Origin of the sequence: Nitrobacter hamburgensis X14, assembly GCF_000013885.1 — a bacterium.
GTDB lineage: Bacteria > Pseudomonadota > Alphaproteobacteria > Rhizobiales > Xanthobacteraceae > Nitrobacter > Nitrobacter hamburgensis.
In genome coordinates, this window is record NC_007964.1 from 1,464,041 (window position 1) to 1,479,906 (window position 15,866).

Genomic DNA, 15,866 nt, shown 5'->3' on the forward strand with positions numbered 1-15,866 from the left:
CAGCAGGTAAAGGGTTTGATGTTCGATTTTGACGGCTTGTCGAATGCGTTTTCCTGCCAGACGGTGCTCTGCGTCGGCGACCTGATGCTCGACGAGTTCGTGTACGGCGAGATTTCGCGGATTTCGCCGGAGGCCCCGGCGCCGGTCATCGCGGTTCAACGCAGCGAAATCAATGTCGGCGGCGCCGGCAACGTCGCGCGTAACATCGCTGCGCTCGGTGCGCGCTGCATCTTTGTCGGATTGGCGGGCGAGGATGAGGCGGGCGTCAGGCTGCGCACCACGCTCTCGCGCGAAGGCCTGATCGAGCCGCTTTTGATTTCGGACCCGGCACGGCCGACGACGCGCAAGGTGCGTTTCGTTTCGGATCATTTCTCGACCCACATGCTGCGCGCCGATTGGGAAACGCCCGCTCCGGCGTCCGGGGTGGTGGAGCAGGCCTTGATCGATGCCATTCTGCCGCAACTGCCGCGCGCGGACATCGTCTTGTTGTCCGACTATGCCAAGGGGGTGTTGACGGCGCGGGTGATCCGCGACGTCATCGATGCCGCCCGCGGGCTCGGCAAGCGTGTGATCGTCGATCCGAAGAGCGCCAATTTCGGTATCTATAGCGGCGCGACGCTGCTCACGCCGAACCGCAAGGAGTTTGCGGACGCGACCCGTAGCCGCGCCGACGACCAGGCGAGCATTGCGGCGGCGGCTCGCGAGGTGATGCGGCTCGTCGACGGCGAAGCCTTGCTGGTGACGCAAAGCGAGCACGGCATGACGCTGGTGCCGCGTGAGGGCGAGGTCATTCACGTTCCCGCGCACACCGTCAAGGTTCGCGACGTGACGGGCGCCGGCGACACCGTCGTCGCCACGCTCGCGGTTTCGCTCGCAGCGGGCGCCGATTGGGAGACCGCGTTGCGGACGGCGAGCGCCGCCGCGGCGGTCGCGGTCGGCAAGAGCGGCACGGCGGTCGTCACGCTCGCAGAATTGCGCCGCAAGATCCTGCCGCCAGCCTTTCTCGCCGCCGAGGAGAAAATCGCGCAATCGACGGACGATCTCGACCAACGCCTGTCGGCATGGCGTGAGCAAGGTTTGCGGATCGGTTTTACCAACGGCTGCTTCGATATCCTGCATCCCGGGCACGTCAAGGTGCTGACCGGAGCGCGTGCCGCTTGCGACCGGCTGGTTGTCGGATTGAACAGCGATGCGTCCGTGACCCGGCTGAAAGGCGAGGGCCGCCCGATCCAGGATGAGCGGGCGCGGGCAGAGGTTCTGGCCGCGCTCGAGGCTGTCGATCTCGTGGTGATTTTCGAGGAAGACACGCCGATGAACCTGATCGAGCGGATTCAGCCGAACGTGCTGGTCAAAGGCGGGGATTATTCTCTTGAGCAGGTCGTCGGTCAGGAGCTAGTTACTGCACGAGGTGGCGAGGTCGTGTTGATCGATATTCTGCGGGGCTTCAGCACCACGTCGCTGGTGAAGCGCGCCGGAGGCCGGGCATGAGAGCCGCCTTGTTCGGGAGCGACCGAACCGTTTCCAATTCTTGTACTGTCTGGACGATCGCTTGATGAATCCGCGTCGTAAGTTTACCTCCCGAAATGCTCTGATCGCGCTGCATGACCTGATAACGGTCGTGGTGGCGCTGCTCGTGAGCTGTTACTTCCGTTTTGACGATCATGATCTTGCCGTGCGCTTGCCGTTGCTTTTGCAGGCGCTGCCTTATTTCCTCGTCATCAGCTCCGTTGTCTTTTATGTCTTTAACCTGACGACGACAAAATGGCGGTTCATTTCTCTTGTCGACGCTCTCAACATCGTCAAGGCCTCCTCGCTTCTGACGTTTGTCATTCTTGTCTTCGACTATATCATCATCGCGCCCAATCTCTATGGCACGTTCTTTCTCGGACGGAAGACGATCATACTTTACTGGTTGTTGCAGATATTTCTACTCGCGGCCACACGCTTTACCTACCGATATTTCCGCTACAAGCGAACCCTGGTTCACGTAAAGGCCGACGACGCGACTCCGGCGATCGTCGTCGGTCGCGCCGCCGATGCCGAAATTCTGTTCCGCTCGGTCGAAAGCGGGGCGGTCAAGCGATTGCGGCCGGTCGGCCTGCTGTCGCCGTCGCCCGCCGACATCGGCCAGACGATACGTGGCGTTTCAGTTCTGGGCGGAGTGGACGAGCTCGAGGAGGTGATAGCGGATTTTGCCGCGCGGCAGGGGCCGATCAAGCGCATCATCATGACGCCATCCGCATTCGAGTCCGATGCCCAACCGGAGACCGTTCTCGCACGCGGCCGCAAACTGGGCCTCAAGGTAAGCCGGTTGCCGTCGCTCGGCGAGGGAGGCGAGATTCCGCGCCTGACACCGGTTGCCGTTGAAGATCTTCTGCTTCGCCCAAGCCGTACCATCGACTATGAGCGGCTCGAAGGGCTGGTCAAGAACAAGTCGATTGTCGTGACCGGCGGTGGCGGATCGATCGGATCCGAAATCTGCAAGCGTATCGTGACGTTCGGTGCGAGCCGGCTGCTGATCATCGAAAACTCCGAACCCGCACTTTACGCGATCGTGGAAACACTGGGCGACAGAAGTCGGACCGCTGTCGTCGAAGGCCGCATCGCCGACATTCGCGACCGCGAGCGGCTGATGCGCTTGATGGACGAATTCAAGCCAGACATCGTCTTTCATACGGCTGCGCTCAAGCATGTGCCCATTCTAGAACGAGACTGGAGCGAGGGCGTCAAGACCAACATTTTCGGGTCGATCAATGTCGCCGATGCGGCGCTGGCGTCGGGTGCCGAAGCCATGGTGATGGTCTCCACCGACAAGGCGATAGAACCGGTGTCGATGCTCGGGTTGACCAAACGATTTGCCGAGATGTACTGCCAAGCGCTCGATCGCGAACTGGCGCAGCGCACCGAGGGCAAGATTCCGATGCGGCTGATTTCGGTTCGCTTCGGCAATGTGCTGGCGTCGAATGGATCGGTGGTGCCGAAGTTCAAGGCGCAGATCGAAGCCGGCGGTCCGGTGACCGTCACCCATCCGGATATGGTGCGCTACTTTATGACGATTCGCGAAGCCTGCGATCTCGTCATCACCGCGGCCAGCCATGCAGCGATGCCGGAACGACATGATGTATCGGTGTATGTCCTGAACATGGGCCAGCCGGTGAAGATCGTCGATCTTGCCGAACGCATGATCAGCCTGTCCGGCCTGCAGCCCCATCAAGACATCGAGATCGTCTTCACCGGCGTGCGGCCGGGCGAACGGTTGAATGAAATCCTGTTTGCGAGCGAGGAGCCGACGATCGACATCGGCTTGCCGGGGATTTTGGCGGCGAAGCCGAACGAGCCGCCGATAGACATGCTGCACAAGTGGATCATGGTCCTGACGGCAGCCGTCGCCAACGAGGACAAGTCGACGATCCGCTCGGTCCTGAAAGATGCCGTGCCGGAATTCGGGGCACCCGCCGGACAGACATCGCCTCTCGCCTGATACTGTCGCGCGAACAGACTTGCGCGCGAACAGGCTTGCGTCGCTATTTTGTGAGTTCGATCGAAGCCGGTCCCTTCTCGGCCCTCTCGACGCTGAAGATCCAGACAAGCCCGCCGAGCGCGCCGACGACAAAAAACACCGCGCCGTACAACAGCGCGACATTGATGCCTTCGCTGGTCGCTAGTCCGGCGTATCCGAAAGCCAGGGCCATGGAGGCCTCGCGCACGCCCCAGCCGGCTATCGAGATAGGCAGCATCGTAATCAGCATGACCGGTGGAACAAGCAGAAAGATCTCGCTGAACAGGATCGGCGCGGCGATCGCCCTCACGACGCACCACGCGACCACGACGGCGAGGATATGGATGAGCAGCGACAGAGACGCAATCTTCCACCAGCGCTCGCGATTGAAGATGGCATGGTTGGTGATAACCGAGCAGGTGCGAAGATGCTTCACGGCCCGGATATTGCTGAGCCAGGGCCAATGCAATCTGCCGAGAAGCAGGAATCCTCCGGCGGCGGCCAGCGCGGCAAAATCGACGAACAGCAGCGCAAGCCGGCCCTGAGGATCGCCGATCAGCCGATAACTCCATGGCAGACTCGCGACGATCAGCACGGCGAGCGCAGTCAGGCCGATCGCGCGGTCGACGAAGATCGAATAGGCCGCTGCCCGCCAACCGGACGGGCCGCGTCCGACCAGCCAGAGCCGCATGGCGTCGCCGCCGATGGACGAAGGCAGGGTCTGGTTGAAGAACGAGCCGATCATGCAATAGCGCACCGCCAGCGCGACCGAGAGAGGCGCACCGCAGTCGGCGCTGATTTCCCGCCAGCGCAGGGCGCTGACAAGAACCTGCAACAACGTCACGGCCACGGCGAGAGCGATCCAGCCAACGCTGGTGAAACCGAGGCGCGAGACGAGGTCGGAGACATCGACCTTGCGGAGCGCAAGGTAGAGCAGCGCAGCCGAGACCAGTATTTTTGCCGTTGAAAGCAGGATCTGGCGCATTGCGCTTGTGTGTGCCGAGGTTAAGTTGGCCGTCGGGATCTTCGGGACGACAATCAGTGGGCCCGGTTGCCTTGGTATGGTTTTGGACGGCATCTGGCAATAGTCGCCCGGCCGAGCATGGCGATCCCTTCGAGGCCATGGGTAACAAAATATCGTATGTCGCGACCTGCACACCCTGAGGAGTGAAATGTCGGATTACCCGATACTGGTCACCGGCGCGGCGGGCTTCATCGGATTTCACGTCGCTGGCCGGCTCCTGAAGGAGGGCCGCCGGGTTGTCGGCATCGACAGTCTCAACGATTATTACGATCCCGCGCTCAAGGACGGCCGGCTCGAAATCCTGCGCAAGGATTCGCGATTCCGTTTCGTCAAGGCCGATCTTGCCGATCGCGCGGCGACGGCCGCCCTGTTTGCTGAAAACCGCCGTTCGGTCGTGCTCCATCTCGCAGCCCAGGCGGGCGTGCGCTATTCATTGCAAAATCCGGACGCCTACGTCGATTCCAACCTCACGGCTTTTGCAAATGTCCTCGAAGGATGTCGGCACGCCGAGTGCCCTCACTTGCTGTTTGCTTCGTCGTCCTCTGTTTACGGTGCAAATACAAAACTTCCGTTTTCCGTCCGCGACAACGTCGACCACCCGATCAGCCTGTATGCGGCGACCAAGAAATCCAACGAACTGATGGCGCATGCCTACAGTCACCTCTACCGCATTCCGATAACGGGACTGCGCTTCTTCACGGTCTACGGTCCGTGGTACCGGCCCGACATGGCGCTCTACAAGTTCGCCGACGCGATCGTCGGGGGGCAGCCGATCAGGCTGTTCAATCACGGCGACATGCGGCGCGATTTCACCTACGTCGATGACGTCGTCGAAGCCGTTATCCGCCTGATCGATCATGTTCCGCGTGGCGAAGCGAACTGGTCGGGCGATGCGCCGGACCCCGGGACCAGTCCGGCGCCCTGGCGGATCTACAATATCGGCAACAACAAGCCGGCGGAGTTGATGAGCGTCGTCGCCTTCCTTGAGAAGGCGCTGGGGCGGACCGCGCAAAAGGAAATGCTGCCGATGCAGCCCGGCGACGTGCAGGCCACGTTCGCCGATATCGACGATCTCATCCGCGACGTGGGTTTCCGTCCCTCGACGCCGCTGGAAGACGGTATCCATCGTTTTGCAGCGTGGTATTGTCGTTATCATCGGGTCGGCTAGTGATCCGGCTCTAGGATTGCCTCATGACCCGATCCCGTCCCGTCCAGCGAACGTCTCAGTCCAAGCACGTCATGATCATAAGGTTTTGAGTATCCCTATGATCCGGGTTCGCATCAAGGTGGCTGCAAGGGATATGCGAACGTCGGAACCGACACGCTAATGGACAAATCAACAAGTGGAGATTGTCTTGTGAGTGAGCGTATCATTCCGCTCGTCATGTGTGGCGGTGCTGGAACCCGGCTGTGGCCGGCCTCGCGCGAGGACCGCCCGAAGCAGTTTCTGCCGCTGTTCGGGCCGCGTTCGACGTTTCAGGATACGCTGAGGCGGGTTTCCGATCCCGCGCTGTTCGAGCGGCCGATCGTGGTCACCAACGCCGCCTACCGCTTCATGGTGCTTGAACAGCTCGCGGAGATCGGACTTGAAGCGGACATTCTGCTGGAGCCGGCACGGCGCGACTCCGGACCGGCGATCGCCGCGGGAGCCGCCTTCGCGCAGATGCGTGACAACGCGGCCGTTGTTCTCGCGCTTGCGGCGGATCACGTGGTGCGCGACACGGATGCGTTCGTCTCCGCCTGCCGTCAGGGATTAGCTGCAGCGAATGCCGGCCGCATCGTGACCTTCGGCGTCAGGCCGGAGCGGGCGGCAACCGAATACGGCTATATCAGCCTGGGTGCGGCGGTTGCGGGCGAGGTGCGCGCGGTGGCGACGTTCGTCGAGAAGCCCGATTCGCAAACCGCCTCGGGCTACGTCGAGGCGGGGTATCTCTGGAACAGCGGCAACTTCATGTTCCGTGCGGCGATGCTGCTCGATGAATACCGTAGCGTCGATCCCGAAAGCGTCCGGGCGGTGACCAATGCGGTGGCCCAGGCCGGCCGGGATCTCGGCTTTGTCACGCTCGACCCGGACGCCTTTTCGAAGGCGCGGGCGATTTCGATCGATTACGCGGTGATGGAAAAGACCGCGCATGCCGCCGTGGTTCCGGTCGATTGCGGCTGGTCGGACGTCGGATCGTGGCACGCGGTATGGGAGTTGTCGGACAAGGACGGTCAGGGCAATGCGGCGCAAGGGACCGCAGTGTTCGAGGATTCCCGCAACTGCAATGTTTCGACCGACAAGGCGCTGGTCGCGCTGGAAGGCGTCGACGATCTCGTGGTGGTGGCGACGCAGGATGCCGTGCTGGTTTCGCGCCAGAAGGACGCCAACGGGCTGAAACGCCTGGTCACAAAGTTGAAGGCGCTGGCGCCGCAGGTCACGGAAGAGCATCTCCGGGTCCATCGGCCCTGGGGCGCCTATCAGTCGATCGACAGGGGCGAGCGGCATCAGGTCAAGCACATCACGGTGACGGCCGGCGAGCGGTTGTCGCTGCAAAAACACCATCATCGCTCGGAGCACTGGGTCGTGGTCCGGGGCACCGCGAAGGTAACGGTCGATGACCTCGTCAAGACCGTGCACGAGAACGAATCGATCTATATTCCGATCGGAGCCACCCATCGGCTGGAAAATCCCGGCAAGATTCCACTGGAACTGATCGAAGTGCAGACCGGCAGCTATCTTGGCGACGACGACATTATCCGCATCGAGGATGACTATCGGCGAAGCTGAGCTTCGATGCGAGCGCCGAATCGGCTAATCTGTGGAAACATGGTCCAGACCCTGTTCCAGCGACGCTATTAATCGTCGTACAAGTTTAAGCGTCATGTAATTCTTTGAATCAAAACGTGTTGGGATTGTTATTCCTCTAATCGCCACTGTTGTGAGGGCGTGCTAGGGAGAGCGCACGGTCGGGTTCGGGGGTGCTGAGAACGTTTTCTGGCTAAGTGGAATCCGGTTAGCCGAGAGAAAATGCTCTCGACCATAACTTGCGCGTATTCTGATCGCAAAGCCGGTATCCAGTTTTGTGGAATACGCGCTAGCCAATCGATTTTGGGGTACCTGATGAGTTCGAAGCCATCTGCATTGAAGCCGCCTGCATTGAAGCCATCTGCAGTGAAGACTGCAGGGCCCGAGCGCTTGCTGCGCGTCGGTGTGATCGGGGCCGGCGTCATGGGCAGCAATCACGGCCGCGTGCTGGCCGGTCTTGCCGGCGTCAGGCTGGTCGGCATCGTTGACCCCCTGGCCGCGCATCGAGCCCGCGCGGCCGAGATGATCGGGTGCCGAACCTTCGAGACATTCGATGAGCTGTTCGCGGCCGGCGTCGACGCTGTCACCATTGCCGCACCGACACACCTTCATTGTGAGCTCGCGCTGGCCTGCATTGCGCGCGGCGTTCACGTTCTGGTCGAGAAGCCGATCGCCTCGACGGTCGAGGAGGGCCTCAGGATCGTCGCCGCGGCTCGGCAAGCCGGTCTGACCTTGATGGTCGGCCATGTCGAGCGCTTTAACCCTGCTGTCGCTGCCATCAAGCAGGCGATCAAGGGTGAGGACATTCTCTCGATCGCGATTACGCGGGTCGGTCCATTCCCGCCGCGCATGTCGAATGTCGGCGTTGTGATCGACCTTGCCGTGCATGACATCGACCTGATCCGCTGGTTTACCGGATCCGAAATCATCGACGTGCAGCCCCAACTCTCCAGCGCCGTCGCCGAGCGGGAGGATATCGCGCTGCTTCAGTTCCGGACCGCGTCCGGCGTGCTCGCGCACATCAATACGAACTGGTTGACGCCCTTCAAGGCCCGCAACGTCACGGTCGCAACCCGTGGCAAATACGTGATGGGTGATCTGCTGACCCGCCAGGTGGCCGAATGCTTCGGTTTCCAACCGGACGGCAGTTACTCCATGCGCCACCTTCCGGTGGGCCACGACGAACCCCTGCGCGCCGAACTGATTGCGTTTGTCGATGCGGTGCGTTCGGGCAAAGATCCGGCGGTGAGTGGCGGCGAAGGCGTCGCCAGCCTCGAGATCGCGATCAAGTGCCTCGAAGCCCCGTCTTCCGTCGCGCCGCCGATGCGGCCAGCCGCGCGCCTCATCGCCGGCTGATTGTTTAGAGGACTGAATGCAGCAACACATGCCTGCTCGGGCGATTCCGTTCATCGACGTTGTCGAACAGCGCCGTCGTCTCGGCAAGCGTATCGACGACGCCGTTGCTCGGGTGTTGACGCATTGCCAGTTCATCAACGGGCCGGAGGTAGCCCGTCTGGAGGCCGATCTCGCGGCTTTCAGCGGCGCGAAGCATGTGGTGGCCTGCGCCAGCGGCACGGATGCGCTGTTGATGGTGCTGCTGGCGAAAAATGTCGGTCCTGGCGACGCGGTGATCTGCCCGACATTCACATTCTGCGCGACGGGTGAAGTCGTGGCGCTGCTCGGAGCCACGCCAGTATTTGTCGATGTCGATGAGACGACGTTCAATATCGACATCGCCTCGCTCAAAAGCGGCATTGCGGTCGCGAAAAAGCAGGGCCTCAAGCCCAAAGCCATCATTCCCGTCGACCTGTTCGGTCAGCCCGCCGATCACGATGCGATTGCGGCGGTGGCCGCGTCCGAGGGCATGTTCGTTCTGGATGACGCCGCACAGGGTTTTGGCGCGACCTACAAAGGGCGGCGGCTGGGTACGTTCGGCCTCGCGACCGCGACCAGCTTCTTCCCCGCCAAGCCGCTCGGCTGCTATGGTGACGGTGGAGCGATCTTCACCGACGATGCTGAGCTGGCGGACACATTGCGCAGCGTCCGCGTGCACGGGCAAGGTTCCGACAAGTACGACAACGTGCGGCTGGGTCTCACGGGACGCATCGATACCGTGCAGGCGGCCATCCTGATCGAAAAGCTCAAGATATTTCCCGATGAAATTGCGGCGCGGGACGCGGCCGCCAGGCGTTACAATGAAGGCCTTGGGCATGTTGCGATCGTGCCCCGCGTGGCGCCGGATTGCACGTCGGTATGGGCGCAATACACCATCCGGCCGCCGAACGGGGGTCGCAATGCGCTGGCATCGACGCTGAAGGCGCAGGGTATTCCGACCGCGATCTACTATCCGAGGTCGCTGCACCAACAGACCGCGTACCGGAATTTCCCGGTCGCGGCCGCCGGCCTGCCGGTCAGCGAAAAGCTCTCGACCGAGGTCATCAGCCTGGCGATGCATGCCTATCTGGATGAATCGACTCAGGACCGGATCATCGAGGCTGTGCGCGCCGCGCTTCCGAACTGATTTCGGCGTTTTGCGCCGGGAGGCGATCCTGTAGAAACGCCGGATGCTTGGACGCATTTTCACCGTCGGCGGATATACGCTGCTCTCGCGACTGACGGGGTTTGCGCGCGACATCATGCTTGCGGCGATCCTCGGCGCCGGACCGGTCGCAGATGCCTTCTTCGTAGCGCTGCGGCTGCCGAATCATTTCCGGGCGATCTTCGCCGAAGGAGCCTTCAACGCGGCGTTCGTGCCGGCTTACGCGCATGTCGCTGGCGGCGGCCCGGCTTCCGCAAAGCTGTTCGCCAACCGCATTTTCACGCTGCTGTTGCTGTCGCAGGTGATCCTGCTGGCGATAGCATGGCTGTTCATGCCGCAGGTCATCGCGCTGCTGGCACCCGGATTCGTCGATGACCCGGTGCGCGGCGAACTCGCCATTTCGCTAACGAGGATTACCTTTCCTTATCTTCTCTTGATCACGCTGGTGACGCTGTACGGCGGGATGCTCAACGTCATGCACCGTTTCGCCAGCGCGGCTGCGGCGCCGATCTTCCTCAACCTGTCGATGATCGTGACGCTGGCGCTTGCGGCATTCTTCCCCAATGCCGGGTATGCGGCGGCGTGGGGCGTGCTGATCTCGGGCTTCCTGCAATATTTTCTATTGGCGACCGACGCCGCGCGGCAGGGTCTGCTCCCGCGCCTGACGCGACCAACGCTCGACGCCGACGTGCGCGGCTTCTTTCGCGCGCTGGGGCCGGCCACGATCGGTTCGATGGGCACGCAGATCGCGATGTTCGCCGACACCATCATCGCCACCTTCCTCGCCGCCGGCGCGTTGTCGGCGCTGTATTACGCCGACCGGCTCAATCAACTGCCGATCGGCGTGATCGGCATCGCCATCGGCACCGTGCTGCTGCCCGAGATGTCGCGGCGGATCACCGCCGGCGATCACCAGGGCGCGATGGCATCGCAGCGCCGGGCGTTCGATTTCACGTTGCTGTTTTCGGTGCCGTTCGTGGCCGCGTTCCTGACTGTCCCCGATGTGATCATGCGGGCGATGTTCGCACGCGGCGCTTTTTCGAAAGCGGACGCGGCAGCAGCCGGCGCCACGCTTGCCGCCTATGCGGTGGGGCTCATTCCCTTTGTCCTGATCCGCAGCGCGGTTGCTGCCTTTTACGCACGCAAGAACACCGCGACGCCGGTGAAGGCCGCGTTGACCGGGGTCGCGGTCAACGTCGCGCTGAAAATCGCGCTTGTGGGATCGCTCGCGCAGATCGGCCTCGCGCTTGCCACGGCGGTCGGCGCCTGGATCAATCTGCTGCTCGTGATCGGATTTGCGGTGCGGGCGGGATACTTCGAGGTCGGCCGTCCGTTGCTGGTCTCGCTCGGCAAATTCCTCATCGCGGGTGCGGTGCTCGCGGCGGCACTGTGGTTCACCGCGCGCTTCGCCTCGGGGCAGTTCGCGCACTGGAGCACGATGCGCGATGAAGCGGCTCTTGGGGTGCTGATGATCGTCGGCGCGGCCGTCTATGCGGGCACGATTTTACTGCTGTTCGGGCCGCGCTGGCTGAAGGCGCTGGTGCGAGCCTAGCATTGCCCTCGCTGCGGTTCCGCTGCAATATCACGATCATTCGAGAATGTAGCTGGAGATACCATGGCGCCCGTAAAATTCGGCATCGGCCAGAGCGTTCGGCGCAAGGAAGACGATGCGCTCATTCGTGGCAAGGGCCGCTATACCGACGATCATGCGCCGTCCGATGCGCTGCATGCGCTGATGCTGCGTTCGCCGCACGCCCATGCGACATTCAAGATCGATGTGTCCCGCGCTTGCGGTCTGCCGGGCGTCGCCCTGATCCTCACCTCAGCCGACGTCGCCGAACTCGGCGGCTTGCCCTGCCAGTTCAATCTACCCGACCAGCCCTTCACCGCGCCGCCGTATCCGATCCTCGTCCGCGACGAGGTGCGGCATGTCGGCGATGCCGTTGTTTTCGTGGTCGCCGACACGGTCGAGCACGCGCGCGACGCGCTCGAGGCCATCGCGATCGAATGGACGCCGCTTGCCTCGGTCGTCGGTGTCGCCAATGCGGTGAAGACGGGGGCGCCTCAGGTCTGGCCCGATCACGCCGGCAACGTGCTGTTCGACGTTTCGATCGGCGACAAGACAGCGGCTGGTACAGCCCTCGCCACGGCGCATGCCGTGGCCGAAATTTCGATCGTCAATCCGCGCATCGTCACCAACTACATGGAGACGCGCGCCGCCGTCTGCGAATATGACGCCAGGCGCGATCGCCTGACGCTGACGGTCGGCAGTCAGGGTAGTCATCGCTTACGCGAAATTCTCTGCCGGTCTGTTCTGAAGATGCCGATGGAGAAGCTGCGCGTGATCTGCCCCGACGTCGGCGGTGGATTTGGCACCAGGCTGTTTCCTTATCGCGAATATGCGCTGATGGCGGTCGCCTCGAAAAAACTTCGCAGGACGATTAAATGGACGGCCGAGAGGTCGGATCATTTCATCGGAGATTCGCAGGGACGCGACAACGTCACGACCGCGCACATGGCGTTGGCGGCAGACGGCAGATTTCTCGGCATGGATGTCGATCTGATGGGAGACATGGGCGCCTACCTCTCGACCTTCGCTCCCTACATTCCGTATGGCGGGGCCGGGATGCTGCCGGGCCTTTACGATATCCAGGCGTTTCATTGCCGTGTCCGCGCCGTGTTCACCAACACCGTGCCGGTCGACGCCTATCGCGGCGCGGGCCGCCCGGAGGCGGCCTATGTGGTGGAGCGTTTGGTCGACGCCGCGGCGCGCAAGCTCGGCATGACGCCGGACGCGATCCGACGCAGGAATTTCATTTCGCCGAAAGCGATGCCGTACAAGACCGCGACCGGCAAGGTCTACGACTCCGGCAATTTCGCAGCGCATTTGAAGCGTGCCATGGCGATCGCGAATTGGAAGGAATTTCCGAAGCGCGCCAAGGCCGCAAAAAAGCGGGGGCTGGTGCGCGGTATCGGGCTTGCAAGCTATGTCGAGGTTTGCGGCACCATGGGCCAGGAACGGGCCGACGTGCGGCTTGATCCCAACGGCGACGTCACGGTGCTGATCGGCACCCAGTCGAGCGGGCAGGGCCATGCCACCGCCTATGCGCAGATCATCGCCGATCAATTCGGGATTCCGCCTGAGCGGGTTCATATGATCCAGGGCGACACCGACGTGGTCGTCTCCGGTCTCGGCACCGGCGGATCGAGTTCGATTCCCTCTGGCGGCGTCAGCGTCGAGCGGGCGACCCGCAAGCTCGGCGACCAGCTCCGCGAAATCGCGTCCGAGGCGCTCGAAACCAGTGCAGCCGACCTCGAGATCAGCCACGGCTCGGTTCGGATCGCCGGCACCGACCGTTCCATCTCCTTCGTCGATCTCGCAAAGCGCGCCGCCGATCCTGCAAAGCTGACGGCCAACGAAAGCTTCAGCAGCGCCGACGGCACCTATCCGAACGGCACCCATGTCGTGGAAGTCGAGATCGATCCGGCGACCGGCAAGATCCAGTTGGTGAACTATGTCGTCGTCGACGATTTCGGCATGACGTTGAATCCGCTTCTGCTGGCCGGGCAGATCCATGGCGGCACCATGCAGGGCATCGGTCAGGCGTTGATGGAGCAAGCGGTCTACGATACCAGTGACGGACAGCTCATTACCGGCACGTTGATGGATTACGCGCTGCCGCGCGCGGCCGACGGCACCTCGATCACCTTCGAGACCCACAACGTTCCCTGCGTCACCAATCCTCTCGGGGTGAAGGGGGCGGGCGAAGCCGGCGCCATCGGTTCCTGCCCGGCGGTGGTCAACGCCATCATCGACGCCCTGTGGCGGGAGTACGGGATCGACCACATCGACATGCCGGCCACGCCCGAGCGGGTCTGGATGGCGATCCGCGAGCGCCAGCGCCAGCATCGCCTGTGACTGTCCGGCGAACAACAAAAGGGGCGAATAACGGATTCGCCCCTTTTACCGAACGTCTTGTGCGCGCGATTTGGGTCGGAGCTTACTTCGTAACCTGACCGCGGATTTCGCCGCCCGGATGGGCTGCGGTATGGACGTTGACATAGAGCTTGCCGGCCAGGAGTTCGGCGGCTTGCGCATTGGTCAGCGTGGCGCTGCCTTCGGCCGGGCTCGACGTCGCATGGGGAATTGGAACTGCAACGCCCGCATTCTGGCCGGCGGCTGCCGGACCATGGAAATGGGCGGCCGTCGCCGGACCGGTCAGACCCGAATAGGTCAGTTTCCAGGTCAATTTCTTGGACGCGGGATCGTAATTCGCATCGACCGTCCCGGTGCCCTTGCTGGTATTGGCGGGCACTTCGGATGCGCCGTTCAGGGTTGCTTTCAGCTTTTCAGCGGATGCCTGACCTGCGAACGTAATAGCCGCGAGGGTGAGGGCGGCGAGAAAAATCCTGGTGGTTTTCATCGTTTTCTCCTCATAGTGTTCAGGGTTGGCGTAAGTTCCAACAAGGGTATTCGCAATTTTTGCCGAACTGTTTCGGACTGCGTGCGTCGGAGGTTTGGCCGGGTGCCGTGGCTGACGATCCTGGGCTCATAGGTTCGTTCCGGCCAGCACGCTGCCGGGCCTCGACTCCGGGCCTGACAACGTTCACCGCCGTCGGATGTTCCTTTGGCCGCGCGGTGTACCCAAACCCCAAACCGTCCGATCGGACCCGGCTCGGTGGAGGTCTCGCCATTCCGCCGTTCAGGATGTTTTACGCGCCGACGTTTCGTCCGAACCGTCTGGCCGCATCGGGTATCGGAGGGCGAGCCTACTTCGTTCCGAATGCCTTGAAAGTGATGATGGTGTGGGTATCCTGAATACCGGGAATGACCTGCACCTTCTCGTTGACGAAATGCCCGATATCGGTGTCGTTATCGACATAGAACTTCGCCAGCAGATCGTAGTCGCCGGCAGTGGAATAGATCTCCGAAGCGATCTCGGCCTCCGCGAGAGCGTTGGCGACGGCATAGGACTGGCCGAGTTTGCACTTGAACTGAACGAAGAAAGGAACCATCGCGTATCTCCGGCAGGTGTCAGGCTCCAATATAGCGCTTTCGGGCCGGGTGGATACCGAGTTGCGCCGAAAATCCAGGCAATCGGTGACCTGTCGAGGCTCCCCGGCGGCGGTCCGCTACTATCTCTGCCGCGCCGGGATGATTATGTTGGCGTGATCCGACGGGCGGCGGCCCTCGCGCGAGAAGACGGATGACAGTCCCCATTGCATTGACCATCGCCGGATCCGACTCCAGCGGTGGCGCGGGAATCCAGGCTGATCTCAAGACATTCGCGGCGCTTGGAGTCTATGGCGCGTCCGTCATCACGGCGTTGACGGCGCAGAACACGCAAGGCGTCACCGGAATCCACCATGTGCCGGCCGATTTCGTGACCGCGCAGATCGATGCGGTGTTTGCCGATCTCGATGTCAGGGCAGTCAAGATCGGCATGGTCGCCGAAGTCGCCGTGATCGATGCCATCGTCGCCGGCCTGTTGCGTTGGACGCCCGCGCAAGTGGTGCTCGATCCGGTGATGGTCGCGACCTCGGGGGCTCGTCTGCTGAAGCCGGATGCGGTGGAGGCATTACGGAGCAGGCTCGTTCCGCGCGCGCAACTGATGACACCGAACCTGCCGGAGGCCGCAGCGTTGCTCGACGAAGGCGTTGCCGAGAGCGAAAGCGACATCGCGCGGCAGGGCCGGCGACTGCTGGCGCTGGGCTGCGCAGCGGTCTTGATCAAGGGCGGGCACGGGCACGGCGTCGAGAGCATCGACTATCTTGTCACCCGGATGGGGGTGCTGGCGCTTGCCGCTCCGCGCCTCGCCACGAAAAATACCCACGGCACCGGCTGTTCGCTGTCGTCGGCCGTCGCAGCCGGCCTTGCCAGGGGCGACGACATGGAGACCGCGGTGCGCGGCGCGAAGGCTTACATCACCGCGGCGATCGCCGCGGCGGACCGGCTGGGCGTCGGTCACGGCCATGGACCGATCCATCATTTCCACAGGCTGGATCGCGACTGACG

At 62.5% G+C, this 15,866-nt stretch carries 12 protein-coding genes; 9 read left to right on the forward strand and 3 right to left on the reverse strand.

All coding sequences use genetic code 11. From position 1 onward, the window contains the following. The first annotated feature begins 18 nt into the window (after positions 1-18). The gene (gene rfaE1, locus NHAM_RS06630; RefSeq protein WP_011509816.1) at positions 19-1,488 is read left to right on the forward strand and encodes a D-glycero-beta-D-manno-heptose-7-phosphate kinase; all 1,470 of its coding nucleotides are present in this window, start codon (positions 19-21) and stop codon (positions 1,486-1,488) included. 64 nt (positions 1,489-1,552) lie between these two features. Further along, positions 1,553-3,481: a nucleoside-diphosphate sugar epimerase/dehydratase gene (locus tag NHAM_RS06635; protein ID WP_011509817.1), complete on the forward strand. Its 1,929-nt coding sequence runs from the start codon at positions 1,553-1,555 to the stop codon at positions 3,479-3,481. 43 nt (positions 3,482-3,524) lie between these two features. Here NHAM_RS06635 and NHAM_RS06640 read toward each other — a convergent pair whose 3' ends face one another. Beyond that, positions 3,525-4,484, reverse strand: a complete 960-nt coding sequence (locus NHAM_RS06640; protein ID WP_041357793.1) for a lysylphosphatidylglycerol synthase transmembrane domain-containing protein — start codon at positions 4,482-4,484, stop codon at positions 3,525-3,527. Between the two features lie 187 nt (positions 4,485-4,671). Between NHAM_RS06640 and NHAM_RS06645 the strand changes: the two genes are divergently transcribed. The 6 genes from NHAM_RS06645 (at position 4,672) to NHAM_RS06670 (ending at position 13,769) form a co-directional block, all read left to right on the forward strand. Next, entirely contained in the window at positions 4,672-5,691 is a 1,020-nt protein-coding gene (locus NHAM_RS06645; protein WP_011509819.1) for an NAD-dependent epimerase, read from the forward strand. Positions 5,692-5,880: 189 nt separating this feature from the next. Further along, the gene (locus tag NHAM_RS06650) at positions 5,881-7,293 is read left to right on the forward strand and encodes a mannose-1-phosphate guanylyltransferase/mannose-6-phosphate isomerase (protein ID WP_011509820.1); all 1,413 of its coding nucleotides are present in this window, start codon (positions 5,881-5,883) and stop codon (positions 7,291-7,293) included. A 333-nt stretch (positions 7,294-7,626) separates the two neighbouring features. Beyond that, the gene (locus tag NHAM_RS06655) at positions 7,627-8,667 is read left to right on the forward strand and encodes a Gfo/Idh/MocA family protein (protein WP_011509821.1); all 1,041 of its coding nucleotides are present in this window, start codon (positions 7,627-7,629) and stop codon (positions 8,665-8,667) included. A gap of 16 nt (positions 8,668-8,683) precedes the next feature. Next, positions 8,684-9,832 (forward strand): DegT/DnrJ/EryC1/StrS family aminotransferase, encoded by a 1,149-nt coding sequence (locus tag NHAM_RS06660; RefSeq protein ID WP_011509822.1) that lies wholly within the window; start codon positions 8,684-8,686, stop codon positions 9,830-9,832. 43 nt (positions 9,833-9,875) lie between these two features. Next, positions 9,876-11,402, forward strand: a complete 1,527-nt coding sequence (gene murJ, locus NHAM_RS06665) for a murein biosynthesis integral membrane protein MurJ (protein ID WP_011509823.1) — start codon at positions 9,876-9,878, stop codon at positions 11,400-11,402. A 63-nt stretch (positions 11,403-11,465) separates the two neighbouring features. Then, positions 11,466-13,769, forward strand: a complete 2,304-nt coding sequence (locus NHAM_RS06670; protein ID WP_011509824.1) for a xanthine dehydrogenase family protein molybdopterin-binding subunit — start codon at positions 11,466-11,468, stop codon at positions 13,767-13,769. An 82-nt stretch (positions 13,770-13,851) separates the two neighbouring features. On the opposite strand, the gene NHAM_RS06675 is transcribed toward NHAM_RS06670, so the two are convergent. Both NHAM_RS06675 and NHAM_RS06680 read right to left on the reverse strand, forming a co-directional pair. Beyond that, positions 13,852-14,274 (reverse strand): CHRD domain-containing protein, encoded by a 423-nt coding sequence (locus NHAM_RS06675; protein ID WP_011509825.1) that lies wholly within the window; start codon positions 14,272-14,274, stop codon positions 13,852-13,854. Between the two features lie 346 nt (positions 14,275-14,620). Continuing rightward, positions 14,621-14,866: an Lrp/AsnC ligand binding domain-containing protein gene (locus tag NHAM_RS06680; protein ID WP_011509826.1), complete on the reverse strand. Its 246-nt coding sequence runs from the start codon at positions 14,864-14,866 to the stop codon at positions 14,621-14,623. 191 nt (positions 14,867-15,057) lie between these two features. On the opposite strand from NHAM_RS06680, the gene thiD reads away from it, so the two are divergent. Further along, positions 15,058-15,864: a bifunctional hydroxymethylpyrimidine kinase/phosphomethylpyrimidine kinase gene (gene thiD / locus NHAM_RS06685; RefSeq protein ID WP_011509827.1), complete on the forward strand. Its 807-nt coding sequence runs from the start codon at positions 15,058-15,060 to the stop codon at positions 15,862-15,864. The last annotated feature ends 2 nt before the right edge of the window (positions 15,865-15,866 follow it).

What these genes read in the sequence shown, in the direction of transcription:
- rfaE1 (WP_011509816.1), top strand. Translation starts at nt 19, where the DNA reads ATGTTCGATTTTGACGGCTTGTCGAATGCGTTTTCCTGCCAGACGGTG.
- NHAM_RS06635 (WP_011509817.1), top strand. Translation starts at nt 1,553, where the DNA reads ATGAATCCGCGTCGTAAGTTTACCTCCCGAAATGCTCTGATCGCGCTG.
- NHAM_RS06640 (WP_041357793.1), bottom strand. Translation starts at nt 4,484, where the DNA reads ATGCGCCAGATCCTGCTTTCAACGGCAAAAATACTGGTCTCGGCTGCG.
- NHAM_RS06645 (WP_011509819.1), top strand. Translation starts at nt 4,672, where the DNA reads ATGTCGGATTACCCGATACTGGTCACCGGCGCGGCGGGCTTCATCGGA.
- NHAM_RS06655 (WP_011509821.1), top strand. Translation starts at nt 7,627, where the DNA reads ATGAGTTCGAAGCCATCTGCATTGAAGCCGCCTGCATTGAAGCCATCT.
- NHAM_RS06660 (WP_011509822.1), top strand. Translation starts at nt 8,684, where the DNA reads ATGCAGCAACACATGCCTGCTCGGGCGATTCCGTTCATCGACGTTGTC.
- murJ (WP_011509823.1), top strand. Translation starts at nt 9,876, where the DNA reads ATGCTTGGACGCATTTTCACCGTCGGCGGATATACGCTGCTCTCGCGA.
- NHAM_RS06670 (WP_011509824.1), top strand. Translation starts at nt 11,466, where the DNA reads ATGGCGCCCGTAAAATTCGGCATCGGCCAGAGCGTTCGGCGCAAGGAA.
- NHAM_RS06675 (WP_011509825.1), bottom strand. Translation starts at nt 14,274, where the DNA reads ATGAAAACCACCAGGATTTTTCTCGCCGCCCTCACCCTCGCGGCTATT.
- NHAM_RS06680 (WP_011509826.1), bottom strand. Translation starts at nt 14,866, where the DNA reads ATGGTTCCTTTCTTCGTTCAGTTCAAGTGCAAACTCGGCCAGTCCTAT.
- thiD (WP_011509827.1), top strand. Translation starts at nt 15,058, where the DNA reads ATGACAGTCCCCATTGCATTGACCATCGCCGGATCCGACTCCAGCGGT.